Annotated in this window: 18 protein-coding genes and 2 pseudogenes; 10 read left to right on the top strand and 10 right to left on the bottom strand. The window is 49.5% G+C overall.

The features are described 5' to 3' along the window. Positions 1 to 9: 9 nt before the first annotated feature. The 4 genes and pseudogenes from infB (at position 10) to rpsO (ending at position 4,537) form a co-directional block, all read left to right on the top strand. Positions 10 to 2,708, top strand: a pseudogene (gene infB, locus G5S52_RS17845) (translation initiation factor IF-2). Positions 2,709 to 2,793: 85 nt separating this feature from the next. Continuing rightward, positions 2,794 to 3,186: a 30S ribosome-binding factor RbfA gene (gene rbfA, locus G5S52_RS17840; protein WP_002540323.1), complete on the top strand. Its 393-nt coding sequence runs from the start codon at positions 2,794 to 2,796 to the stop codon at positions 3,184 to 3,186. Beyond that, positions 3,186 to 4,136 (top strand): tRNA pseudouridine(55) synthase TruB, encoded by a 951-nt coding sequence (gene truB / locus G5S52_RS17835; RefSeq protein ID WP_165016977.1) that lies wholly within the window; start codon positions 3,186 to 3,188, stop codon positions 4,134 to 4,136. The genes rbfA and truB overlap by 1 nt, the downstream gene beginning before the upstream one ends. Before the next feature lie 131 nt (positions 4,137 to 4,267). Next, entirely contained in the window at positions 4,268 to 4,537 is a 270-nt protein-coding gene (gene rpsO, locus G5S52_RS17830; RefSeq protein WP_165016974.1) for a 30S ribosomal protein S15, read from the top strand. A gap of 191 nt (positions 4,538 to 4,728) precedes the next feature. Here rpsO and G5S52_RS24240 read toward each other — a convergent pair whose 3' ends face one another. Continuing rightward, complete coding sequence (locus G5S52_RS24240) at positions 4,729 to 4,863, bottom strand: hypothetical protein (protein ID WP_256481771.1); 135 nt, start codon at positions 4,861 to 4,863, stop codon at positions 4,729 to 4,731. A gap of 74 nt (positions 4,864 to 4,937) precedes the next feature. Here G5S52_RS24240 and pnp point away from each other — a divergent pair, with 74 nt between their 5' ends. Next, positions 4,938 to 7,067, top strand: coding sequence for a polyribonucleotide nucleotidyltransferase (pnp, locus tag G5S52_RS17825; RefSeq protein WP_165016970.1), 2,130 nt, complete (start codon positions 4,938 to 4,940; stop codon positions 7,065 to 7,067). A gap of 78 nt (positions 7,068 to 7,145) precedes the next feature. Further along, the gene (nlpI, locus tag G5S52_RS17820) at positions 7,146 to 8,051 is read left to right on the top strand and encodes a lipoprotein NlpI (RefSeq protein WP_165016967.1); all 906 of its coding nucleotides are present in this window, start codon (positions 7,146 to 7,148) and stop codon (positions 8,049 to 8,051) included. Between the two features lie 56 nt (positions 8,052 to 8,107). Here nlpI and G5S52_RS17815 read toward each other — a convergent pair whose 3' ends face one another. From G5S52_RS17815 to G5S52_RS17805, 3 genes and pseudogenes are all read right to left on the bottom strand, one after another. Next, positions 8,108 to 8,974, bottom strand: a complete 867-nt coding sequence (locus tag G5S52_RS17815) for a U32 family peptidase (protein ID WP_165016964.1) — start codon at positions 8,972 to 8,974, stop codon at positions 8,108 to 8,110. A gap of 11 nt (positions 8,975 to 8,985) precedes the next feature. After that, the gene (gene ubiU, locus G5S52_RS17810; protein ID WP_165016961.1) at positions 8,986 to 9,981 is read right to left on the bottom strand and encodes a ubiquinone anaerobic biosynthesis protein UbiU; all 996 of its coding nucleotides are present in this window, start codon (positions 9,979 to 9,981) and stop codon (positions 8,986 to 8,988) included. Between the two features lie 168 nt (positions 9,982 to 10,149). Beyond that, positions 10,150 to 12,191: pseudogene (locus tag G5S52_RS17805) on the bottom strand (sensor domain-containing protein). Between the two features lie 199 nt (positions 12,192 to 12,390). On the opposite strand from G5S52_RS17805, the gene ubiT reads away from it, so the two are divergent. The 4 genes from ubiT (at position 12,391) to rimI (ending at position 14,352) form a co-directional block, all read left to right on the top strand. Further along, positions 12,391 to 12,918, top strand: a complete 528-nt coding sequence (gene ubiT / locus G5S52_RS17800; protein WP_165016958.1) for a ubiquinone anaerobic biosynthesis accessory factor UbiT — start codon at positions 12,391 to 12,393, stop codon at positions 12,916 to 12,918. Continuing rightward, the gene (locus G5S52_RS17795; protein ID WP_165016955.1) at positions 12,902 to 13,405 is read left to right on the top strand and encodes a GNAT family N-acetyltransferase; all 504 of its coding nucleotides are present in this window, start codon (positions 12,902 to 12,904) and stop codon (positions 13,403 to 13,405) included. Before ubiT ends, G5S52_RS17795 begins: the two co-directional genes overlap by 17 nt. A 115-nt stretch (positions 13,406 to 13,520) precedes the next feature. Continuing rightward, on the top strand, positions 13,521 to 13,916 hold the full coding sequence (locus G5S52_RS17790) for a DNA polymerase III subunit psi (protein ID WP_165016952.1): 396 nt from the start codon (positions 13,521 to 13,523) through the stop codon (positions 13,914 to 13,916). After that, positions 13,906 to 14,352: a ribosomal protein S18-alanine N-acetyltransferase gene (gene rimI / locus G5S52_RS17785; RefSeq protein WP_165016949.1), complete on the top strand. Its 447-nt coding sequence runs from the start codon at positions 13,906 to 13,908 to the stop codon at positions 14,350 to 14,352. The genes G5S52_RS17790 and rimI overlap by 11 nt, the downstream gene beginning before the upstream one ends. Before the next feature lie 49 nt (positions 14,353 to 14,401). Here rimI and G5S52_RS17780 read toward each other — a convergent pair whose 3' ends face one another. The 6 genes from G5S52_RS17780 to G5S52_RS24380 all read right to left on the bottom strand — a co-directional run bounded on the left by G5S52_RS17780 (position 14,402) and on the right by G5S52_RS24380 (position 24,769). After that, positions 14,402 to 16,339: an EAL domain-containing protein gene (locus tag G5S52_RS17780; protein WP_165016946.1), complete on the bottom strand. Its 1,938-nt coding sequence runs from the start codon at positions 16,337 to 16,339 to the stop codon at positions 14,402 to 14,404. Between the two features lie 61 nt (positions 16,340 to 16,400). Continuing rightward, positions 16,401 to 16,994, bottom strand: a complete 594-nt coding sequence (locus G5S52_RS17775; protein WP_165016943.1) for an OmpA family protein — start codon at positions 16,992 to 16,994, stop codon at positions 16,401 to 16,403. Further along, a complete protein-coding gene (locus G5S52_RS17770) occupies positions 16,994 to 18,400 on the bottom strand; it encodes a TolC family outer membrane protein (protein ID WP_165016940.1) in 1,407 nt (468 codons plus the stop codon). The genes G5S52_RS17775 and G5S52_RS17770 overlap by 1 nt, the downstream gene beginning before the upstream one ends. Before the next feature lie 22 nt (positions 18,401 to 18,422). Next, positions 18,423 to 19,805 carry an HlyD family type I secretion periplasmic adaptor subunit gene (locus G5S52_RS17765; RefSeq protein ID WP_165016937.1) on the bottom strand — a complete coding sequence of 461 codons (1,383 nt, stop codon included), beginning with the start codon at positions 19,803 to 19,805 and terminating at the stop codon, positions 18,423 to 18,425. Then, positions 19,798 to 21,975: a type I secretion system permease/ATPase gene (locus G5S52_RS17760; RefSeq protein WP_165016934.1), complete on the bottom strand. Its 2,178-nt coding sequence runs from the start codon at positions 21,973 to 21,975 to the stop codon at positions 19,798 to 19,800. Before G5S52_RS17760 ends, G5S52_RS17765 begins: the two co-directional genes overlap by 8 nt. Before the next feature lie 88 nt (positions 21,976 to 22,063). After that, a complete protein-coding gene (locus tag G5S52_RS24380; protein WP_165016931.1) occupies positions 22,064 to 24,769 on the bottom strand; it encodes a type I secretion C-terminal target domain-containing protein in 2,706 nt (901 codons plus the stop codon). Positions 24,770 to 25,238: the final 469 nt, after the last annotated feature.

The following is a 25,238-nucleotide window of genomic DNA, read 5'->3' as shown; positions in this document are numbered from 1 at the left end:
AGGAGCAGAATGTCAGAGGTTACAGTTAAAGCACTGGCGAGCGAAATTGACACGCCGGTAGAACGTTTGCTGAAGCAATTTCAAGATGCAGGCATTCAGAAATCGGCAGACGACAATGTAAGCCAAGATGAGAAACAAACCTTACTGTCTCACCTTAAGCGTGAGCATGGTGATGATGGTAGCGCTCCAACTCGACTGACGTTACAGCGCAAAAAACGCAGCACATTGAGTGTTTCAGGTGCTGGCGGAAAGAGTAAGGATGTTCAGGTAGAAGTGCGCAAAAAGCGCACCTACGTGAAGCGCAGTGAACTGGAAGAACAGCGTGTAGCTCAGGAAGCTGCACAACGTGAAGCTGAAGAAGCAGCACAACGCGAAGCCGAGGAAAAGGCACGTCGTGAAGCTGAAGAAGTAGCGAAACGTGAAGCTGAAGAGAAAGCGAAACGTGAGGCTAAAGAGAAGGCCAAGCGCGAAGCAGAAGAAAAAGCACGTATTGCGGCTGAGAAAGCAAAAGCTTCGAACGAAACTGCGGAAGAAACCGCAGCTCGTGAAGCAGCTGAGGCGCAAGCAAAGAAAGAAGCTGATGAACTCAAGCGTCGCCAGGAAGAGGAAGCCAAGCGTAAAGCTGAAGAAGAAAGTCAGCGCCAGCTAGAAGAGGCACGCAAAATGGCAGAATTGAACGAAGAGCGCTGGAGTCAACAAGACGCAGCTGCTGTTGAAGTAATGGAAACAGCTGATCACCACACCACGACGTCGAAATACGCACGTGAAGCAGAAGATGAGGCAGATCGCCGTCAAGAAGCTGCACCACGTCGTCGTAAGAAGAAAAAGTCTGCACAAGAGAAAGATGACTCTTCATCTTCTCGTCCACGCGGTGGTAAGGGTGGAAAGATCAAAGGCCGTATGGCTAAGCCAACCTCTATGCAGCACGGCTTCCAACGACCTGCGCAGAAAGTTAACCGTGACGTAGAAATCGGTGAAACCATCACTGTTGCTGAACTGGCTAACAAGATGGCGGTTAAAGCGACGGAAGTGATCAAGGCCATGATGAAGATGGGTGCTATGGCAACCATCAACCAGGTTATTGATCAGGAAACCGCACAACTGGTTGCTGAAGAAATGGGCCATAAGGTTGTTCTTCGCAAAGAAAACGAGCTGGAAGAAGCAGTACTGTCAGATCGTGACGGTGATGCGGTTCGTGAACCACGCGCGCCAGTTGTTACTATCATGGGTCACGTTGACCACGGTAAGACGTCGCTGCTGGACTACATCCGTAAAGCGCACGTTGCATCGGGCGAAGCGGGTGGTATTACCCAGCACATTGGTGCATACCACGTTGAAACCGACAATGGCATGATCACCTTCCTGGATACTCCTGGACACGCAGCGTTTACGTCTATGCGTGCTCGTGGTGCGAAAGCAACGGACATCGTTGTTCTTGTTGTTGCTGCAGACGATGGCGTAATGCCACAGACTATCGAGGCAATCCAGCACGCGAAAGCGGCTGAAGTTCCTCTGATTGTTGCAGTGAACAAGATCGATAAAGAAGCGGCTAACCCAGATCAAGTGAAGAATGAGCTGGCACAGCACAACGTTATCCCGGAAGACTGGGGCGGCGAGAACATGTTTGTTCACGTTTCTGCGAAGCAAGGTCTGAACATTGATGCGCTGCTGGAAGCTATCCTGCTGCAATCAGAAGTTCTGGAACTTGAAGCAGTACGCGACGGCATGGCGAGTGGTGTGGTTGTTGAATCACGTCTGGATAAAGGCCGTGGTCCGGTAGCAACTGTTCTGGTTCAGGAAGGTACACTGAAGCGTGGCGATATCGTTCTGTGTGGCCTGGAATATGGTCGTGTTCGTGCGATGCGCGACGAGAACGGTAAAGAGATTGAAGAAGCAGGTCCTTCTATCCCTGTGGAGATACTGGGTCTGTCAGGTGTTCCTCAAGCGGGTGACGAAGCAACTGTTGTACGTGACGAGCGTAAAGCACGTGAAGTTGCACTGTACCGCCAAGGCAAGTTCCGCGACGTGAAACTGGCTCGCCAGCAGAAAGCGAAGCTGGAGAACATGTTCTCTAACATGGCTGAAGGCGAAGTGTCTGAACTGAACATCGTTCTGAAAGCAGACGTACAAGGTTCGGTTGAAGCGATTGCTGACTCACTGGTGAAACTGTCTACTGACGAAGTGAAAGTGAAGATTGTTGGCTCTGGTGTGGGCGCAATCACTGAAACTGACGCAGTACTGGCAGCAGCATCGAACGCGATTCTGGTTGGCTTTAACGTACGTGCTGATGCATCTGCACGTAAGACCATCGACACTGAAAGCCTGGATCTTCGTTACTACTAGTGATTTATGCACTGATTGACGAAGTTAAACAAGCGATGAGCGGCATGCTGGCACCTGAGTTCAAACAAGAAATCATGGGTCTGGCAGAAGTACGTGACGTGTTTAAATCACCGAAACTGGGCGCAATTGCAGGCTGTATGGTTACTGAAGGTACCATCAAGCGTAACAACCCAATCCGCGTACTGCGCGATAACGTGGTTATCTACGAAGGTGAACTTGAGTCACTGCGTCGCTTCAAAGACGACGTACAAGAAGTGGCGAAAGGTTACGAGTGTGGTATCGGCGTTAAGAACTACAACGATGTACGTGTAGGCGACCAAATCGAAGTGTTCGAAATCGTCGAAGTGAAACGTACTATCGAATAATAACCGACTGTAACAGGTTGTTTATAAACACCATGGGGGGAAGTGCTCAGCGCTTTCCCCCCATTTCTTATGAGAGAAGAGCGTTATGGCAAAAGAATTTAGCCGCACTCAACGCGTGTCGCAGCAGCTGCAAAAAGAAATTGCCCTGATCCTGCAACGCGAAATTAAAGACCCACGCATTGGTATGGTCACAGTTTCCGGCGTCGAAGTGTCCCGGGACCTGGCTTACGCAAAAGTATTCGTGACTTTCCTGACGATGGGTGAGCAAACCCCGCAAGGCGGTCTGGAAGCGCTTCAAGAAGCAACTGGCTACATCCGAAGCCTGCTGGGCAAAGCGATTCGTCTGCGTGTCACTCCTGAAATTACTTTCTTCTTTGATGAATCACTGACCGAAGGTATGCGTATCTCCAACTTGGTTTCTCAAGCCGTGAAATCAGACGAAGAGCGCCGTGTGGATGAAAACGGAGAAGAAGAGTAATGGGTCGCCGTCCTCGTCGTCGCGGACGCCCTGTCGACGGCATTATCCTGCTGGATAAGCCGACAGGCATTACATCGAACTCCGCACTACAGAAAGTAAAAAACATCTACTTCGCTGAAAAAGCAGGCCATACCGGTGCGTTGGATCCATTGGCAACCGGTATGCTGCCAATTTGCTTCGGTGAAGCGACCAAGTTCTCGCAGTTCCTTCTCGATTCTGACAAGCGCTACCGTGTGATTGCCAAGCTTGGCGAGCGCACGAACACCTCAGACTCTGACGGTGAAGTGGTTGAAACCCGTGAAGTGAAAGTGAACATGGGTGATCTGGAGCGCAGCATTGCGTCGTTCCGCGGTGAAACCATGCAGGTTCCTTCTATGTTTTCGGCATTGAAGTACGAGGGTAAGCCGCTGTACGAATACGCACGCAAAGGCATTGAAGTACCGCGTGAAGCCCGTAAGATCACTGTGTACGAAATCTCGCTGCTGCGCTTTGAAGGCCAGGAAGTCGAGATGGAAGTCCATTGCTCGAAGGGCACTTACATCCGCACTATCGTTGACGATCTGGGCGAGATGCTGGGCTGTGGTGCGCACGTGACTATGCTGCGCCGTACCGGCGTTTCAGGCTATCCATATGAGAAAATGGTGACGCTTGAGCAGCTGGAAGCACTGCTTGAACAAGCGCGCGAGCAAGACATTCAGCCGCGTGAGCTGCTGGATCCACTGCTTCTGCCATTGGATACTGCTGTACAGGATTTGCGTGAAGTGAACCTGCTGCCAGTGGTGGCGAGTTACGCACTGCAAGGTCAGGCGGTTCAAATCCCCAATGCGCCAGCTGAAGGCGAAGTCGTCCGTGTGACCATGGGTGAAGACAATACCTTTATCGGTGTCGGTGAAATCGATGCTGAAGGCATGTTGAAGCCGCGCCGTTTGGTGCGTACGCACGACGTATAAATTTATGGCGTGATGAAGCCTGCAGCGGTTGCCTTATGTTGGGAATCGCTGTAGAATTCGCCGCCTCGGGTGTCGGCTGAATCAGAGATTGGCTGACACAAATTAAAACCTTTTACATTTAGGAAAAGACTATGTCTCTGAATGCAGAAACTAAAGCAGCAATCGTTGCTGAATACGCGCAAGGCGCAAACGACACTGGTTCTCCAGAAGTACAAGTAGCTCTGCTGACTGCTTCTATCAACCACCTGCAAGGCCACTTCGCTGAGCACAAAGGTGACCACCACAGCCGTCGCGGTCTGCTGCGCATGGTTTCTCGCCGTCGTAAGCTTCTTGACTACCTGAAAGGTAAAGATGCTGACCGTTACCTGGATCTGATCAAGCGTCTGGGTCTGCGCCGCTAATAAGCCTCTGGCTTTTAAGTATCGCATTCCGAAAAGGAGCCCTTGTGGCTCCTTTTCTCGTTTTTGCTCCCCGAAACCTCCTCCCTTCGACTAGGCTTAGCCTTCGGTGCGCTTCCCTCACAATGCTTAAAAGGGCAATTGTGGATAAACCTTCAACATCCGTAGATTTTTGTGGCATTTACGCACGAAACTTACGGTCTCACGTTACCGTTCATCGTGTAGCCGTGTATAATGTTGGCGCTTTCATCGGACTCACAGTCAACGAAGTCGACCATCAGGTCGCGACTATTGAGAAAGCTTTCCAGCCAAGGCGAAAACTTTCTCATTAGTCGCGATTGGTGAGACCTTTGAAAGAAAAGTAAAACCGCGCGTATTCGCGCACAACTACAAGGAATCTCTCGTGAATCCAATCGTAAAAACGTTCCAGTACGGTAACCACACCGTGACTTTGGAAACTGGCGTAATGGCTCGCCAGGCGACTGCTGCAGTTATGGTTAGCATGGACGATACTTCGGTATTCGTTTCTGTTGTTGGTAAAAAAGAAGCGGTTGAAGGTCAAGACTTCTTCCCACTGACTGTTAACTACCAAGAGCGTACTTACGCGGCAGGTAAAATCCCAGGTGGTTTCTTCAAGCGCGAAGGTCGTCCTTCTGAAGGTGAGACCCTGACTGCGCGTCTGATCGACCGTCCAATCCGTCCGCTGTTCCCTGACAACTTCAAAAACGAAGTGCAGGTTATCGCGACTGTGGTTTCTGTAAACCCGAACGTTAGCCCAGACATCGTGACCATGATTGGTACTTCTGCGGCGCTGGCGATTTCTGGCATCCCATTCAACGGCCCAATCGGTGCTGCACGCGTTGGTTTCATCAACGATGAGTTGGTACTGAACCCAAGCAACACTGAGCTTGAGAACAGCCGTCTGGATCTGGTTGTTGCTGGTACTGAAGGCGCAGTTCTGATGGTTGAATCAGAAGCTGACCGTCTGTCTGAAGAGCAAATGCTGCAAGCGGTTGTGTTCGGTCACGATCAACAGCAAGTGGTTATTCAAGCTATCAACGAGTTCGCAGCAGAAGTTGCTACTCCAGCTTGGGATTGGACTGCTCCGGAAGTAAACACTGAGCTGAAAGCGCGTGTTGCTGAACTGGCTGAGGCACAATTCATCGAAGCGTACCAAATCACTGAGAAAATGGCGCGTTACGACCGTGTTGGCGAAATCAAGTCAAGCGTAAAAGAGCAACTGCTTGAGCAAGACGAGACGCTGGACGCACGCGAAATCCAAGGCATGCTTTACAGCCTTGAGAAGAACGTAGTACGTAGCCGCATCATTGCTGGTGAACCACGTATCGACGGCCGTGAGAAAGACATGGTTCGTGCGCTGGACGTTCGTACTGGCGTTCTGCCGCGTACCCACGGTTCTTCACTGTTCACCCGTGGTGAAACTCAGGCGCTGGTAACGGCAACTCTGGGTACTCAGCGCGATGCGCAAATCATCGACTCAATCACTGGTGAAACAACGGATAACTTCCTGTTCCATTACAACTTCCCTCCATACTGTGTAGGTGAGACCGGCTTTGTTGGCTCTCCTAAGCGTCGCGAAATCGGCCACGGTAAACTGGCGAAGCGTGGTATCCAGTCAGTGATGCCATCTCAGGAAGAGTTCCCGTACACAGTTCGCGTAGTATCTGAAATCACTGAATCTAACGGTTCTTCTTCAATGGCTTCTGTTTGTGGTTCATCGCTGGCGCTGATGGACGCAGGTGTGCCAATCAAGAAATCTGTTGCGGGTATCGCGATGGGTCTTGTGAAAGAAGGCGAAGATTTTGTTGTTCTGTCTGACATCCTGGGTGACGAAGACCACCTGGGCGACATGGATTTCAAAGTTGCGGGTACTGACGACGGTGTGACTGCACTGCAGATGGACATCAAGATCGAAGGTATCACCAAAGAGATCATGCAGATCGCTCTGAATCAAGCAAAAGGTGCGCGTCTGCACATCCTGAGCGTAATGGATCAGGCTATCTCTTCTGCACGTGATGATATCTCTGAGTTCGCACCACGTATCCATACCATCAAGATCAACCCAGAGAAGATCAAAGATGTTATCGGTAAAGGCGGTGCGGTTATCCGTGCGCTGACTGAAGAAACTGAAACCACTATCGAAATTGAAGACGACGGTACTGTGAAGATCGCAGCAACCGACGGCGAGAAAGCGAAAGCGGCTATCGCGCGTATCGAAGCGCTGACTGCAGAAGTGGAAGTAGGTCGTATCTACACTGGTAAAGTTACCCGTATCGTAGACTTCGGTTGCTTCGTGTCTGTTATCGGCACCAAAGAAGGCCTGGTACACATTTCTCAAGTTGCTGATAAGCGCATCGAGAAGGTGTCTGACTACGTTGAAATGGGTCAGGAAGTACAGGTTAAGGTTCTGGAAATCGACCGTCAGGGTCGTATCCGCCTGTCAATGAAAGAAGCGGTAGAGCAAGCGCCGGAAGCTTCAGAAACTGACGCACAACCAGAAGCTGACGCATAACGGTTTACGCTTTAGCGTGAAACACGGTATAACAAAGGGGGCAATGCCCCCTTTTTGTTTTTCAGGAGAGAAGCGCTAATGCGAAAACTTAACTGGCTGCCACTGACGGTTCTAGGCTCTGCACTGCTGTTATCAGGCTGTGTGACTTCGGGCAACTCAGTGAACAACAGCCAGCCTTGGCATATGCTGCCAATGGCGGTGCCACTGCAGCCAACCACGCAGCAGGAAGTGCAGCTGGCGCGTATCGACCAAATTTTACTGCGTGATGACTTAACCGAAAAAGACAGGGCGCAGCTTTTCTACGAGCGTGGCCTGATTAATGACAGTCTGGGTCTTCGAGACTTGGCTCGTCTGGATTTTAACCGTTCACTTTCCTATAACCCTGCTCAGCCGGATGTATTTAACATTCTGGGTGTCTACTTTACCCAAAGTGGTATGTATGACGCCGCCTATGAAGCTTTCGACTCCAGCCTTGAACTGAACGAGCAGCACCAGTTTGCTGAGCGAAACCGCGGTATTGCTTTGTATTACGGCGGCCGTTACGAACTGGCTGTCCGCGATCTACTCAAGCACTACAACGATAACGAGAATGACGCCTACCGCGCATTGTGGCTGTATCTTGCTGAGCTAGAAAAAGATGGCCCGGAAAAAGCGCAGCAGGGTCTGAGAGCGCGCTATGACCGATCAGATAAGCTTGATTGGGGCTGGTTGCTGGCAAGAATGTACCTAAATGATATCAGTGAAGAAGCTTTCTTCCGTGAGGTGATGAACACCAGTACGGATAATGCTCAGCTTGCAGAACGACTCTGCGAAGGTTACTTCTATCTTGCCAAACGCTATCAGGCGCAGGGTGATATTAATTCCGCTGTGGCCCTTTATAAGCTGGCAATGTCTGGCAATGTGTATGACTTCGTTGAACACCGCTACTCCATGTTGGAGTTGAGCCGTATCGCTTACGATCTGAGTCATCCGCCATCTTCATGATGGGTTTTAGACAAAGAAAAAGCCGCTTTAGCGGCTTTTTTCGTTTTTCAGGCGGCTTAAGGTTGTGTCGCCATCCCTTCAATGCTGTGCCAGTAGCCATTGCAGAAATGACTTTTCGGTGCAAAGCCTGACTCGCCACGTTTAAAGCCGGCAAGCACATCAAGCGTTGCGTCGTTTTGCGGACTGATACGTACAACATCCACCAGGCCTTCCATCGAAGCCATATCTGCACTTAGGTCATAACAGTAGCCAGATTGAGTTTGGATACCGTTTAGGGTGAACACAGACTGGCCTTCCTGACTTTTTACTTCAAGACCTTGCGGATAGTTGATGCAGCAGGTTTCGCATTTATCCTTTGGACGGTTCTCAGCACGTGCGCTGAAGCAGCGTGCGGAATAGGCCAGAGGCAGGTTGCCGTAAGAGAAGACTTCCACTTCAAACTGATTGCGAATGCCCATTGCTTCGGCTTCTGTCAGCACTTTGTGCAGCCATTCTCGTGACAACTCAACAGGCATACACCAGCGGGTCATACCTTTTTTCAGCATCACTTGAAGTGCTTGCGCGTTGTAAAGGTTAAGTGCCGGACCCGCGACAAAAGGGATGCCTTTTTCGTGCGCCAGTTGGATGGCGGAGACATCATTGGCTTCAACAATGAATTCGCCATTGTCGATATAGGTCTGCATTACTTTCACTTCGCTTGGTGCTTCAAGCAGCGCCATAGTAGAAAGCACGACTTGTTTGCCACTGGTTGCCAGTTCACGGCCCAAGTTCATCCAGTCTGCAGGACGCATCTCACGTCGCTTGGAGCACACGGTTTCACCGAGATAGACGATATCCGCATCACTGCTCACCGCTTTTTGATAGAAGGTTTCTACATCGCTTTTTGGCCAGAAGTAGAGGAGTGGGCCAAGTGAGTATTTCATAGGAGTCTCCTTTACTGCCATTTACGGTGATAAGCGCCAAGGGTGGTTTGCGCACCTTCTGAAACACTGTCCAGGCACTGATTCCATTGAGGCAGCACCTGATAACTGTCCGGATTGCGTTGATAGCTGTCGATTGCCTGACGCCATGTGCGGGTCACCTGCTCAACATAGGCAGGGCTGCGCTGACGACCTTCGATTTTCACTGACGCGATATTCGCTTCAAACAGTTCAGGCAGAATCGATAGGGTGTTGAGGCTGGTGGGTTCTTCCAATGCATGGAAAGGCTCACCGTCAGTGACGAAGCGGCCTTTACACAGCGTCGGATAACCTGCGTTTTCGCCCGCTTTATAGCGATCGATCAAAATGTCATTCAGGCGTGATTCTAGGCCTTCTGTGGTTTCTTGCCAGCGGACGTATTTGGCCGGTGAGCATGCACCAACAGTGTTAGGCGATTCACCGGTCAGGTATGACGACAGGTAGCAGCGACCTTCTGACATGATGCAAAGGCTACCGAAGGCAAACACTTCCAAATCCACGTCTGTGGTGCGAGCCAACTGCTTCACCTGATGCATGGACAGCACGCGTGGCAGCACAACGCGCTTCACATTGAAATGATCTTTATAGAACTGGATGGCGGCACTATTGGTGGCTGACGCTTGCACCGAGAGATGGATTTCCATATCAGGGTGTTTAGTGGCGGCGTAATCAAGCACGGCGAGGTCGGCGATGATCAGCGCGTCAACGCCCAGATCCACGGCCGCATCTACGGCGTCTGTCCAGCGTTGGAAGCCATCTGGGTGCGCGAAAGTATTCAACGCAACATGGATATGTTTCTGTCGGTCATGAACGTAAGAAACGGCTTTTTCCAGCTTCTTACCATCAAAGTTCAGACCGGCAAAGTGACGGGCATTGGTACCATCTTTAAAGCCAATATATACCGCATCCGCACCATTATCGATGGCGGTTTTCAGGGCAGGAAGGTTACCTGCCGGGCAAAGCAATTCCATATTTCTCCCCACATCGCGTGGTCAGCATCAGGCTGGTTATTCGTATTTCGATAAACCCTGAATTGTAGGGAGAGTTGGGGAGTGGGATTTTGATATAAGGCAGGTTAGTGCCAACAAACGGATAAGAGGGAAAGAAAAGAGGTGCCGATGGCACCTCTTACTCATTCGTCACGAAGCAATTTTTGCTTTTCGGTTGTTGATCAATAAAGCTTCAAACTCAGCCCGAGGCATGGGCTTGTAGAAATGGAACCCTTGAATCGTGTCGCACTTCAGGTTTGCAAGCACGCTGGCTTGCTTACCGGATTCGACACCTTCAGCCACTACGGACATATTTAGCGAGCGGCCAAGATTGATGATGTTCTCAATCAAGGTGACCTGCTTGGGGAAGGTCTCCATGTCGCAGATAAAGGCGCGGTCAATCTTAATCTCATCCAATGGGAACTTGGCGAGATAAGACAGCGATGAGTAACCGGTACCAAAATCGTCAATCGACAGTGAGAAGCCGAGATCTTTGATGGCGTTGAGCATCTGGATAGCGTGCTCACCGTCATTCATCACCGCACTCTCTGTTAGCTCAAAGGTTATGAGCGACGGATCGGTTTGGGTCGCGGCCTGCAGCTTTTTCATGTGCGAGGTCAGGTTCGGGTTACGGAACTGCTGAGGTGACAGGTTAATGGCCACTCGGCCCGGCAGTACTTTCATGTTCTGCCAGCGGCGGACAGTCTGGAACACTTCGCGCATCACATTGCGACCCAGCAGTTCAATCATGCCAGAGCGTTCAGCAACCGGAATAAAGCGCCCTGGACTGATGTACCCTTCCACCGGGTGCTTCCAACGCACCAGCGCTTCTGCTCCATTAATGGTGTAGTCTTTGGCGTTCACCTTAGGTTGATACCAGACTTCCAGTCCATTGTTTTGTAGCGCTTTTTGAAGTTCTATTTCCAGCCAAAGACGCATGCGCGCTTCTTTGTTCATGTGCTGGTTGTAAGTCACCACACGGTTGCGACCTTGCTCTTTTGCCTCGTACATCGCAGTGTCTGCGTTCTGGAGCAAGCTGCGGGCATCTTTACCGTCACCAGGGAATTTCACCATGCCGATAGAGCAGGCGAGGTACTTGCTGAATGGTAGAGGTCGAACGGCTGACTGATCACGTCGACCACTTTCTGCGAAAGCTCTTCAGCCACTTCATCGCTGCTTTGTTCTGGAAGCAAAATGGCGAATTCATCACCACCAAGGTGTCCAAGAATGGTATCGGCCGGTAGTTGCTTACGAAGACGTTGTGCAATGTCCTGCAACACGCGATCGCCAATATGATGACCAAGAGAGTCATTGATGTTTTTGAAGTTGTCGACATCAAGGTAAAACATCAAAAGCGGCGTAGTGCTTTTGATGAGCTGTTCCAGACGTCGAGAGAAACCGTGACGGTTGTAAAGACCCGTTAAGGCGTCAAATTGTGCCAGCTTCTCAATCGTCTGTTTGTGGTCAGAGACGGCTGTGGTGCGGGAAAGCGTAATGATCGCACCGCTGCCCCCCAGCAGACTCACTGAGCCATAAGACACATTGATGGTTTGACTGTCGCCGGTTCCTTTAGTCTGGCATACCAGTTGTTGCCCCGATTTCAGCGAGGTCAGGGAGGCGACGACAGATTGGCCTTTCACCGGTGGCACCAGCAGGTTTTCGATGTCTTCACCAAGAATCTCGTTCTGGTTGTCAAAGCCAAGCAGTTTCACTGCATGCTGATTGGCGCTCAGAACCACACCGTCGTCCAGTACACAGCAACCTTCACCAACGAGTTGGCAAAGGTTATTGAATCGGCTTTCTGAAGATTCGAGCGCGCTGGTCAAAACCTGTCTTTCCGAGGTGTCTGCCGCATGGAAAATGACTGCGCCGTCTGCCCACTCGCTGTTGGTGAGGGGCGTCACGCTGAAATGAAAGCTGGAGTCATGAATGCCATCGTTCAGGACGATTTCTCCTTCAGAGGCTTCGCCGCCGAAGGCACGTTCGTAGTGAGGCTTTAGCGCATCATAAAAACTGGCGCCAAGGATTTCGCGATCCTGTTTTCCTACCAGCTCGTCCTGATCCAGTCCGCTGATTTCACAATAGCGCTGGCTCACCCAGAGGTATTGGTGATGTTTATCGAGAACGGCAAAGAGAAACGGACTGTTTTGAGTAAGACGTGAAAACCAATAGGTCAACTGCTCAACGGGCATTTAGGCACCATACATCGTAGCTAGTGAAGCTATATCCAAATTCAACTCCATTATTGAGACAACACTATATAATGTGAGAGCTCAACGTTAAACCTTTATGGGGAAGAGCTTTGTTTTTTTGACTCAAGGCATGAAAAAACACGCGAGCAGTGTCATACAATGGCGAATACTTTCGGCCCATTCATATTGGAACATCACTTTGTTCGACAAACTCCATTCAACGCTGGTGCAACAGGCACCTGGATTTCTGCGCTTTCCTGTAAAGCTTGTTCCTGCTTCGGTTCAGCAAAAAGTCATGCTCGAAACCCTGAAGCGTGTTTTTCACGAAGCTCTGGATGATGGTGAATTCGAGTTTCTTGAAAACCGCTGGCTTGAAGTGCATGTGCGCGACATTGATTTGAAGAGCTTCATCAGTTTTGCCGATGACAAGCTGGTGGTGCGCAGTGACATTGAAAATGCCGATGTGCGTTTTAGTGGCGATATTAACGACCTGATCCTGATTGCCGCTCGAAAGGAAGATCCAGATACTCTGTTCTTCCAACGTCGATTACTGATCGAGGGTGACACTGAGCTGGGTCTGGAAGTGAAAAACCTGATGGACAGCGTCGACTTGGATTCACTGCCTTCTGCATTGCGCCAGGCTCTATTTACATTGGCAGACTTCGTACAAAAAGGGCTACAATCGACACCCAATGTCAACGAGGCCCAATATGCTCATAAGATCTGAAGCGCTGGCTGATCAGCTGGCCATCGATAGATTGCTGAAAAACGTATTCCCGACTGAAGCGGAAGCGGCTTTGGTGCGTGCGCTGCGTGAGAATGGTCATAACACCTTGTCACTGGTTGCCTGTAACGATGACGGTGAAGTGGTGGGACACCTTATGTTCAGCCCTGTACAAGTCGGAGAGACTGATACTGGCGTTCAGGGTTTAGCTCCGTTGTGTGTGCACCCTGATTATCGCCAACAGGGCATTGCGGCTCAGCTGGTTCGTGAAGGCTTTGATACACTGAACGAATTTGGTTATCCCGCTTGTGTGGTGCTGGGTGACCCAGCTTACTACAGCCGATTTGGCTTTAAGCCAGCAGCCGACTTCGGTCTTCGTTGCAAATGGGATGTACCGGCAGAAGCCTTCATGGCGTTTGAATTTGCTCAAGGTGCATTCGAGCAAGCCAGTGATGAAGTGGCTTACTGCCCAGAGTTTGATGCGCTGTAAGTCATTTTGATCCAACCCAAAGCGTTAAGGGTTGCAGCGGCAGCTCTTTTTCTTTGTGTTGTTCTCCCTTAGTTTTGATAGCATTTGTTCACACAGCAGAGTAATTGAGGCAGACATGAACGATTTACAGAGGCTCAAGGAGATGGGGATCACAGTATGGGATGTGAGACGCCCCGAGTGTTATCCCGGAGTGTCTCCTCAGCCTGTTTCTTTGCCTGATGATTGTAAGCTGTTACTGGTGTGTGAATCCAAGCCGACTGAGCAGGAAGCCTGGCTATTCAGTAAAGTGCTTGCCAGCATGAAATTATCTGTCGAGCAGGCACTTTATCTTCCGCCGCAGGCAGTTAATTTACTTGGTGAACACCAGTTGGAGTGGTGTTGGTTTGCTGGTAGCCAAGAAGCAGAAATTGAGGGTGTAAAACGTTTAATCTCTCCCTCATTGTCCGCCCTCGATAATGATCAACTCGCCAAAAAACAGCTTTGGCAGCAGATAAAGCAATATGAATCCTGAAATTCTTCCGATGGACGGCCAATGGCTGGACGAAGTCGTGCGTATTGAGCAAACTGCTCATAGCCACCCCTGGGCTGAAAGCCTGCTAAGAAAACCCGAAACCAAATTTGGCTGCAACCGCGTATTGGTTCTTAATAATCAATTGATTGGTTACTTCTTTGCCCAATGTGTGGCAGGCGAAGCATCCTTGTTAAATATTGCTGTTTCTCCAGAATGTCAGGGAAAGGGGTATGGCAAGCATCTACTTCAGGCATTTCTTGATTGCATGCGCGAAGCGGGTGGGGAAGAAGCCTGGTTGGAAGTACGTGAGAGCAATCAAGCGGCCATCAGACTTTATGAAGCACTCGGTTTTAACGAGTTTGACCGCCGCTATGATTATTACCCGACAGTATCTGGCAGAGAAGATGCACTCATTATGAGCTACTGGTTTGAATAAATCGGTCAGACGCCCTTAAAAGAAAACCCGCTATTGCGGGTTTTCTTGTTTATGTGGTTTGTTCGGGTTGGCTGATTGGCGCTGGTGGGTGAATAAACCCTTGGTAAGCATCGATGAAATCGGCATTTATCTTCGATTTGCTTTCATCGTCTTTTACGCCAGTGGCAATCACAATGATGTTTTTTGATTCAGCAATGTTAGCCAGTGTTTCGGTAAATACTCGGTTCTGTGCGTTCTGGTTCTGACTGAATGCCTGGTCCAGCTTCACGTAACTTGGCTTCAATGCAGACAGATATTCGACCTCCTGCAAATAGCGCCCGAAGTGATCGATGCCTATTGTGGCACCGCCTTTTCGCATTGCCTCGCTAAAGCTGATGCAAGCCGTGAGATTATTCCTCGCACTGGCTTCGCTGATCTCAAAACAGATCTTATCGGCTGGCAGTTCACTTTTCAGCAAGTCTTGAAGCCAACTGATGAACAGCCTGTTTTTCAGACTTTCATCTGTCAGGTTTAAGGCAAAAGGTTGGGAAATGGGTGCTTCCTTGTGAAGTTTGACCAGCTGCTCCACTACCACACGATCAAACTCAACCCCTTTCTCAAACAACTGGATATAAGGCATCAGCCTTCCGCCAGATTGCCAGGTTCCTTCAATGTGCGCTTGAGTAAAGACTTCTTGGTGTAATGGTTCTGTTGTGTCACCGGAAAAACGATATACGGGCTGGGATAACAGGCGGACAGCCTTATTTTTCAATGCCCCATTGAGCAACGAACGCCAGGTTTCGCGGTCAATAACCTGCTCTTCTGAACCACGGTTAAACACAAACACATCATGTTGCTTGATAGCGCGTTGCAGGGCGTTGTCAGCTAATGACATCAGCTTCGCTCCTGGCAAACCATGACCATGTACCACACCAATGTGGAAACCCTCATTGGTATCAAACCCAGCCATATTCACTTCGTTGTTGAGGGTACTGATAAGAATGTGAAGACTATTGCGGCTCTGCTCTTCGCTGCACTCTGGAAGGAGCAGTGCAATTTCCGTTTCGCTGATGCGTGCCACGCACACATTGGGGAAGGCACTGAAAGCTGATTGCAATGAAGTGGACAGCAGGCGCCAGGTTTCATCGCGAGCGACATAGCCATAGCGGCGATAGATGGTGTCCAGCCAACCCATATTAGCGATCACAACAGCACCTGGTACATTTTCATCATCACCCATCCAGCTGTTGAGCTGGTGGATAAAAAACTGACGGTTTGGTAGGCCGGAAGCAGCATCATACATCATGCTGTTGTTCAGTGTTTTCAGCTCTTTGTGGAGAGATTGGATCATTCGCTGGATGTGGGAAGAAAGGTTATCCAGTGCGGCATCCAACGACTTCACGCCAGAGCGTTGCTTTGACTGAGAGGATGTGAAGTCTTGTTCTGCCAGGCTATTCAGTGTTTTAGTGACGCATGCTACGGCTCTCTTTCCACGGTTGAACGCTAGTGTGAAAATGGCCAGCAATGCAGCAATCGCAGCACTCAATGTCAGTGCGCTTTGATTGAAGTCATGAGCAATTTGCTGATTGGCTAAGTGTGGGGAAAACGAGAGGGTTAATGTCGCCACTTCTGAACCATCGTGGTGCAGTTGAATAACCCGCTTGATAGGCTGCACTGAATCCAGTTTTTCAAACCAGAAGGTAGTTTGGACAACGGCGTCTTCCCTGGACCAAAGACCTTGTTCAGCGGTGATCTGGTCGGTCAATGTTATCTGGGTCAATTCAGATGAAAGAGTTGCCTCAGTGATACGAGAAATCGCATCTGTGTCGTAATAAGCCACCAAGGTAGGCAGCACCTGGGTCAACTGGCTTTCGACAGTATCAGCATATCGGGTCAACTGTTGTCGTTGTTGACTAATGCCGTTTGACAGCATGGAGAGTAGCGACAGTGAGACCAACAAAATGGCCGACAGGTAAACCCCAACCAGTGGCGAGCGTCGTGTAAACATAGTGAATCTCTAATTAATACACAGTAAGTGCAGGCCAGCATGGGCTGCCGGCCTTTACCCATCAATTGGCTGTGAAAATAGTCCAGCGCATGTCCGTGGTGCTGTAGCTACCTGAAAGGGTGGCCATGACACGTCGGTTTACATCATGTGCATATTCAGAGTCTTCATCGATCAATGGCACTGTGTCACCGTAGCCAATGGCATCAACACGGGATGCATCGATGCCGAAGTCGTTGACCAATGCTTTGGCAACGGCATCTGCGCGACGCTGAGAAAGCGTTAGGTTGTAAGCTGGGTTTCCAACTTTACTCGCATGACCTTCAATGGTGACGGTGGCATTTTTTTGATCATTCAGAAAATCCGCCAACTGCTCTAGCTTGGCATAGTTGCTTGGGCGCAAATCCGAAGAGTCATTCGGGAAGGTCACATTCAGACGAAAGCTTTGCTTGACTGTCTTATCGCGAGGGCAGCCATCGTTATCAACTGCTGCCCCACGTAAGGTTTCATCGCACTTTTCACGGGCTTTGATCACGCCGTCATAGTCAAGATCGCGAAGATCGTTCACTTGTGGTGATTCGTCCTGCATGGTCACAATGTCTTTTGAGCTGCAGCCTGCCAAAAGCAGCACCGCAAGAATAGCGAGTGTCTTTTTCATTACTGAACCCCTCCTTCATAGCTTTCGTCACCTTTCCAAACTTCAGGGGTGGTAACACGTAGCGATGCCAACAATTGCCCTGTCGCGTTCAGTAGTCTGTATTGGGCAATGAGATCGTCGTACTCTGCCGTGAGGTATTCACGACGTGCCTGGAACAACTCGTTTTCTGAGTCCAACACATCAATCAGTGTGCGTTGACCCAGTTTGAACTGATCTTCATAGGCATTTCGTGTTTCAGTTGCCGCTTCAACGTGCTGGCGGAGGTATTGCATTTGTTGTTTCAGGAAAACACGGGCATTCCAAGCCAAGGTGGTGCCTTCTTCAATATCACGATAGGCATTGAGTTGAACGGCTTTGGATTCATTGATGTTGTATGCCGCTTCACGCTGACGGGCTTTGTCTGAGCCACCAGAGAACAGGTTGTAGTTGACGCGAACCATGGCCAGAATTTCATCATTGTTTCCACCAACATCAGGACCACCACTTAAAGAAGTACCGTCGTTACCATCTAAGTTGTCATCCCAGCTGGCCGACAGGTCAAAGGTGACTTCTGGATAGTAATTCCCTTTCGCTGCGGCGCGTTGCGCTTTCGCTGCATTGATGTCGTTGCCAGCAGCCTTTAATGTTGGATGGGCAGCTTTCGCCATTTCCATTGCTGATTCCAAAGAGGTTGGCAGCATCACAGCATCCGGCACGGGAATGCGAGTGTCTTCTGGTGCGCGGTTAACGATGCGCTGGTAAGAAATTCTGGCATCAGAGAGGTTGTTCTGTGCTGAGATCAGGTTCGAGTGGGCGCGGGCCAGTCGACCGGTGACTTGAGACAAGTCCGCGGTTGAGCCCAGACCAGAATCTGTTTTCTGTTTGACCTGCTCATAGATAACCTGATGGCTTTCCAAGTTATGTTGTGCGAGCCCTACTATTTGCTCTGCGCGTAAGAACTCGAGATAAGCACGCGAGACTTCTAGTGCTAAGTCTTCTGCGGTGGCGTATAGGGTCCACTGTTCAGCGCTGGCTTCAAATTCGGTACGTTTGACTTCGTTTGTTGTTTGAAAGCCGCTGAAAAGCACCTGACGAAGCGACACACCGATTTCCCGTCGAGTCATTTCGACTTCTTCATCGACCCCGTAGATTACAGAGTCTCGTCTAGTCGATGGACTTTCTGTCCATTCACGGCCAATACCTGCATCAAAGTCGATGGTTGGATAGTAGCCCGCACTGGCTTGATTAACTTGCTCTTCGCTTGCTTTAAAGCGATTAAATGCTTGCCTGATTTGCGGGTTGGTATCCAGTGCTGTTGCTACTGCCTGCTCAAGTGATTGAGCGGCAGCCGCTGCAGGAAGTAACGTCGCCGCAACTGCCAATGCGGTGACACTTCTTCTGAGCGAATGGCCAACACTGTTTTTCATTACTCTCTCCTTGTTATTATTATCAACGCTCTCGGAGCGCTGACTCTTTTGCTCTCAATATGGGATTCAGCAAATACTCGAGAACTGTCCGTTTACCGGTAATGATGTCGACAGAGGTCAACATGCCCGGAATGATCGGCAGTTCACTGCCATCCTTTTTCTCCAGACTTGATTTCTCTGTCCGGATCCTAACCAAATAAAAACTGTTACCTTCTTCGTCCTGCGTGGTGTCCGCGCTGATGTGCTCTAACGTGCCGTTGAGGCCGCCATAGCGCGTGAAATCGTATGCCGTTACCTTAACAACGGAAGGCAGGCCCGCGTACAGGAACGCGATATCCTTCGGTGCGATCTTGGCTTCGATGAGAAGCTGATCCTCGGCAGGGACGATTTCTATCAAATCAACACCCGGCTGAACGACGCCGCCAAGGGTATTGATATGAATGGTTTTAATAGTGCCGGTAACCGGCGCGGTGATAACCGCTTTGTCTACTTTATCCTGTGCGCCTACCTGGGCTTGGCTTAAGCGGGAAAGACGGGTTTCCAACTCACTCATCTTTGAGCGGGTTTCATTGCTGAATGCAAGCACCGCTTCACGACGTTTCAAAATGGCTTCATCGACCGTCGCTTTGATTTTCGGCTGCATGAGGCGAAGGGAGTCCAACTCGCCTTTAAGATCATTGACCTGGCGCTCAAGTTTGAGCAAATCGACTTCTGAAACGATGCCTTTTTTCGCCAGAGGAATAGTAATTTTGAGTTCACGCTTTATCAGGCCAAAACTGTCTGACAATGTGCGAATTTTGGATTCAACCTCCTGACTCTCTTGCTGTTTTTGCAAAATTTGGCGAGCCAGAATCTCCAGGCGGTTTTTCAGATCCAATAAACGGCCTTCGTATTCCTGACGCTGCCCTTCAATAAGCGCAGGCTCTGACTCTTTAAGCTCGGAAGGAAACTCAAGCGGAGACAGGGTGATGGCAATTTGTTCCCGCCAATTTGGCGCGGTAGGAGACAGCTCAATGCTGCGAAGCTCTGAGCGCATACGGATGATGTTGGCACGTAGGCTGGAGACTTCTTCCTCTTGCTGCGCAAAGTCAGAGCGGAAGCGGGTATCGTCAATGCGGGCTAGGGGCTCGCCTTGTTTGACTAACTGCCCTTCTTGCACATACATGGCTTGTAAAATACCGCCATCCAAGCTTTGAATGAGCTGAACCTGAGAGGAAGGAATAACCTTGCCTTCACCACGGGTGATACGGTCTAAAGAAGCAAACGCCGCCCAGGCGATAATGGCAGCAAAGAAAGCAAACACGCCCCAGATAACAAGACGGTAACGCACGGGCGCGTCTGTCAGCATGGCACCATAGACGTCATCGGTCATTTCAATGTCATCACGCTTTAGTGCGTTAGTCATTTTGACCTCCTCCGTTGGCGTTTAGACGCTCAAGCACTTTATCCCTTGGCCCATCCATGACAATGCGGCCTTTGTCCATCACAATCACACGGTCAACCAACTGAAGCAGCGCCATCTTGTGGGTGATCATGACCAAAGTGCGGTCTTTCGACGCGAACTTCATGGCATGAATAAATTGGTTTTCCGCATGGGCATCAAGGCTGGCGGTTGGCTCGTCCATGATGAGTAGGGGTGGGTCATTGAGCAGAGCACGAGCCAGTGCGACCGATTGTCGCTGACCACGGGAGAGGGCTTCACCACGTTCACCCACCTGCTTATCAAGTCCTTCACTGTCCTGAGAGGTAAATATCCCTACACCAGATAATTGTGTGGCACGGATTAACTGGTGTTCTGTCACCTGTCTTGTACCAAACATGATATTTTCACGTATCGTACCGTGGAATAACGTTACATCCTGCGCCAGATAGCCCACATTGCGACGCAGATCTGCTGGGTGAATTTGCTTGGCATCGATACCATCAAATCGCAAGCTACCTGCCGTTGGCTGATAAAGGCCTGATAGCATTCGGATAAGGGTACTTTTACCTGTGCCGTTCTTACCCAGAATGGCAATTTTCTCGCCAGCGTTGATGGTCAGGCTGGTGGGGTGGAGGGTTGGTTTTTCTGACTCTGGGTAGCTAAAACCAATATTGTCTGCGTAGATATCACCTTTGAGGCGCTTGCGGCTAACCAAGTGGCCCTTGTCCGCAAACTCATCTTCCTGATCCATCATGGCATTGAGCTGACGCATACCGGATTGTGTCTGATTCCAGCGGCTCATGAGACCTGCCAGTTGCGCCATTGGCGACACGGCTCGGCTTGAAAGCATGACCGCTGCGATAATCCCACCCATGGTAATTTGCGCGTCTGCGACGCGATAAACACCGAGGACAACAACCGCAACAGAGGTGACCTGCACAATAAAAGAGGCAAAGTAGGAAACTGAGTTGGTGATTTGTTTCACCTTGAGGTTCCAGTTTGCCGTGTGAGCGGTCATCTGTTGCCAGCTCTTTTGAACTATGCCTTCCGCGACATTGGCTTTGATGCCTTCCAGTGCCGAGAGACTTTCAATCAAATGGCCATGCTTTTGGCTGGCATATTTGTTTGATTCTTCAATAGCGGCTTTGAGCTTTGGCTGAACCAGCAGGGCATAGCCGATAATAAGAATGCCAGCGACGATAGGGACAGCTGCCAAATCACCAGCGAAGATATAAATCACAAACAGGAAGAAGAGCGCGAACGGCAAATCTACTAAAGTGGTGATGGTGGCAGAGGTCAGCATATCTCTGATGCCGTCAAATTCACCAAGCTGCTTCGCCATACCGCCGACACTTTTTGCTCGCTTCTCAAGTGGGATCCCCATAAGGCGAGCGAACAGACGAGAAGACACAATGATATCGACTTTCTTACCTGCAATATCAATCAGGTAAGAGCGCATCTTTTTCATTAGAAAGTCAAAGCTAAAGGCTATCAGCGCACCGGTTGCCAGTACCCAAAGTGATTCAAACGCAAGGTTAGGTACCACTTTGTCGTAGACATTCATAACAAACAGAGGTGAAACCAACGCGAAAATATTGACCAGTACAGAGGCAATCAGCGCATCGCGATAAATGGGCGAGGCATCCTTAACGGTCTGCCAGAACCAATGGATTTTGGTGTCGTGAAGGTGCAGATCGATGCTGTTGTCACCACGGTACTGGCGTTTAACCAAAAACGCATAGCCTGTATACATGGCTTCCAGATCTGCTAAGGAGATTTCTTCCTCGCCTCCAGTTTCAGAAGTTTGGATTAACGCTGTACCTTCTTTGGTATTTATCTCACGAAGAATACACGCTTTTTTGTCGGTCAAAAGAAGTATGCAGGGCAATAAAAGCTTTGGTAGTGCTTTTAATTGCCTGCGGGAAAGTTTGGCCGTCAGCCCTGCACGGGCTGCAGCCTGAGGAAATAAATCCGGTGTCAGCAGGGCGTCTGTCATCGGTAGACCTGCTGTTAAGGCATCCCCCGAGCACGGCGAACCATAGTGCTCAGTCAAAAAGACCAAACAATCTAACAACGGGTCATCTACCGCTTGAGTAGACGCACTAATGCGCCACTGCTGCGGCTTGCGTTCGGCAATCGCTGCGTCAGTCACCTATTTCTCTCTTAAAAAGTCAAAAAATAAACGTGCAAAAATTAAAAGCAAAAAACGGGCCTAGCGGAGGCTGGGCCCGTTTGGGATTTTACTGGTCGTCAGGCATAACGATCGTATAGTTCGTCGAGTTAACTGTGCTATCAGAATCAGTAATGGTTAAATCACCATTGCTTGTATTGATAACAATGTTTCCGTTGTCGACAGTTACACCATCCAGAACAATGTGTTGTTCAATATCACCATTCCCATCTATGTCGATGCTGATAACCATCGAGCCATTATGATCAGTTGCAGTAACAATAGAATCGGCTTGCAACAAATCGCCAAGGTTTAGCGTATCGCCTTCGGAAATGTTGAAGTCGGTGATGGTATCAACCCAAGTATCATCGAGATCTGCATCACCGCTGCCCCAGACATAAGTATCTTTACCTGTGCCGCCCGTTAAAGTGTCATTGCCTCCTTCCCCTCTTAACCAGTCATTTTCAGTCCCACCATCTAGGATGTCGTTACCTGAACCGCCCCGGAGGAAATCTTCCTCTGAACCACCAAATAATTGGTCGTTCCCCATGCCACCGGACAATAGGTCTGTGTGTTCTTGACCAAAAATACGATCATTGCCATCACCTCCATGTGCTGCATCTGCCCAAGCAGGAGACTGGAACTTACTTAACGTATTGCTTTCATTGCCGCCTTGAAACAACTCTGCTTCGGATATAGTGACAAATTGTGATGCGTCAGGTTTGGGGGTGTTGTCGTTTGTATTAAGTGAGCCTCTACCTAGGTAGATGGTGTCATTTCCTGCTCCACCTTCTACGTGGTCATTGTCTCCACCCGTCGCAACGAAGTCATTTCCATCTGTTACAGGTTTGTTGTCTCCAGCCAGTATGTTGCCATTTACGATAACAGATGGCGTTTCTTTATTAGGTGTATGGAGACCAGGTGTGGTACTACCATCAGATGAAGTTACATATCCGTTAGGTAAATAGACGGAGTTAATGCCGCCAGCTCCTTCAATAATAACACTTCCGTTAATGTGAGCCGGTGTGACAGTGATGCTGATTGTACTTTCATCACCATCACCGTCAGATGCTTTCACATTGAATACGAAATCATGCTTCATTGGCCCATATTGGACAAACTGCCAGCTTCCGTCTTCATTAAGAGTAAGGCTACCCAACTCCAGCGGCGATAAAGCATCAGATCCTTTCGGAGCAATTGTCCAACTGCCGTCAGTATTTTCGATAAATACATAATTAGGATTAGGATCTATGGATTCAATTTCTGGTGAAGTGCCTTTTCCGTCAGCGCCATAAGAAATATCAATCTTACCGCTTGCATTGGCAAGACCATCCAAAGCTTCGTCACCTACAGCAATGCCGACTAGAGTAAAGTCAGAGTCGTCGTCGCAAACTTCAGTTGGAGTTAGATGAAACTCATCAAAGCCTGAGGGAACATTAAAATGGAAGACACCATCATCGTTTTCTTCAAAAGCATAAGACGCGACAGGAATGCCATTTTTGAAGAACGTTATAACGCCCGTCTCTGGATCGTCTTGAGAACCACCATCGTTAAAATCACCAAGCTGCAAGGTAATAGAGTGAGCAGTTTCATCTAATTTACCAATGACAGTTTCAGATAGCCCTTCATCGGACTCTATTTCATTGTCATTACCATGGGTTTGATGATTTGAGATAACTCCTAGGCCTTGCCCCGTAAGTTTGATATTTGCTTCTGAACCTGACTTGTCAGTCGCGGTTAATCTGATATTGATATCACCACTTGAGACTGTTAAAGAGGAATGAAGTTGACCATTATGACCACTATTTTTGAGTTCAACTACATCTGTAAATGTAGAGTTTGGGTTGACGATTTCTGCCGTAACTGCCTCAGAGTCAGCAGTTATTTTGGCCATGTCATCATCAATCGAGATGTTGATGTGGGCTGAACTATCTTGCGCAATCTCTTTTCCATCAGGACCAGTCAATTTGATAGGGATCTGGATGTTTTCTAAAACATCCTCACCTTGATTGATATGTGTGATCGGCGCGAGAAGTGTAATTGTGTAATTAAAACCATCAAGTGATATTGAAATAACCGCAGTATCACCCTGATACCCAGTAAGGTTCCCATTGTCATCAAGTTTAAATGTGATGCCTTGTGAATCTGTTTTAGTTAATTCAACTGTGTAGTCAGTAGTGTCTGGAATATTCAGGTCGATTACGCCATTAATTGTTATATCGTTACCATTATCAGTGCCATCTACAACACCCAACGCAACATCATCTTGTGTTTCTACTGACGCAAGTCCTTCATCACTGAGTTTTACGACTTCCTGTTGGACTTCGACTTGTACGTTTTTAAGAACGTCATCATCGTCTTTTTCCATATTTTTATCTTGGTCGACAAATGTGGCATTAGCAGTGAGAGTGCCATTAGTTAACGATGAAACATTAAAGTTTGGTACCTTGAAGTAGCCACCGTGGTTATCCAACACATTACCATCATATTTGGCCACACCATTTTCAAGTGTCACAGTGAAAACTATATCGTCAGTGGTGCCATCTTGATCACTGATAACAACAGTGACAGAACCATTTGTCACGCCAGTAGCAAACTTCAAAAGAATGTCAGCTTGTTCGCCTGCTGTAATGAGGTCGTCATTGACTGGTTCTTTGGTCGTATCAGTAATGATCACTTCAGGTGAAGAATCGCCATCTCCGTAGGTTGTATCTTTGACCACGTCATCGCTGTCTTGCGCTGTGTTGCCGTCCTGGTCGGTGAAGTCCGCGTTCACGGTGAGGGTGCCGTCGTTCAGGCCGCTGACATCGACGCCTTCAATGGTGTACGGGCCGGTGCCGGTCACGGTGTAGGTGTTGGTGCCGTCAGTCGCCGTCCAAACGCCGCCGCTCTGGCTCAGCGTCAGGGTGAGGCTGTTGCTGCCGCTGCCGTCAGTAATGGTCAGCGAGGTCACGGCGTTCAGGCCGTTGGTGACGCCTTCACCCAGGTTGAGGGTGAGGGTCGCGGTCTCGGTGCCGGTGATGCGGTCATCGTTATCCGGCGTCTCGGTGGTGCTGTCAGTGATGGTGACGGTTGGCGCCGTGATGGTGTCGCCGTCATCGTTACCGTCGTTACCGTAGGTTGTATCGATAACGATGTCTTGCTTGGCCGAGTCGCTGTTGCCGGCCAGGTCAGTGACGGTGGCGGTGACGGTGTAGTCACCGTCAGGCAGTTCGGTCTTGGTGACATCCAGGGTCCAGGTGCCA

The sequence above is a fragment of the Grimontia sedimenti genome, from assembly GCF_011045095.1.
Lineage (GTDB): Bacteria > Pseudomonadota > Gammaproteobacteria > Enterobacterales > Vibrionaceae > Enterovibrio > Enterovibrio sedimenti.
This window is presented reverse-complemented; position numbering and strand designations above follow the sequence as displayed.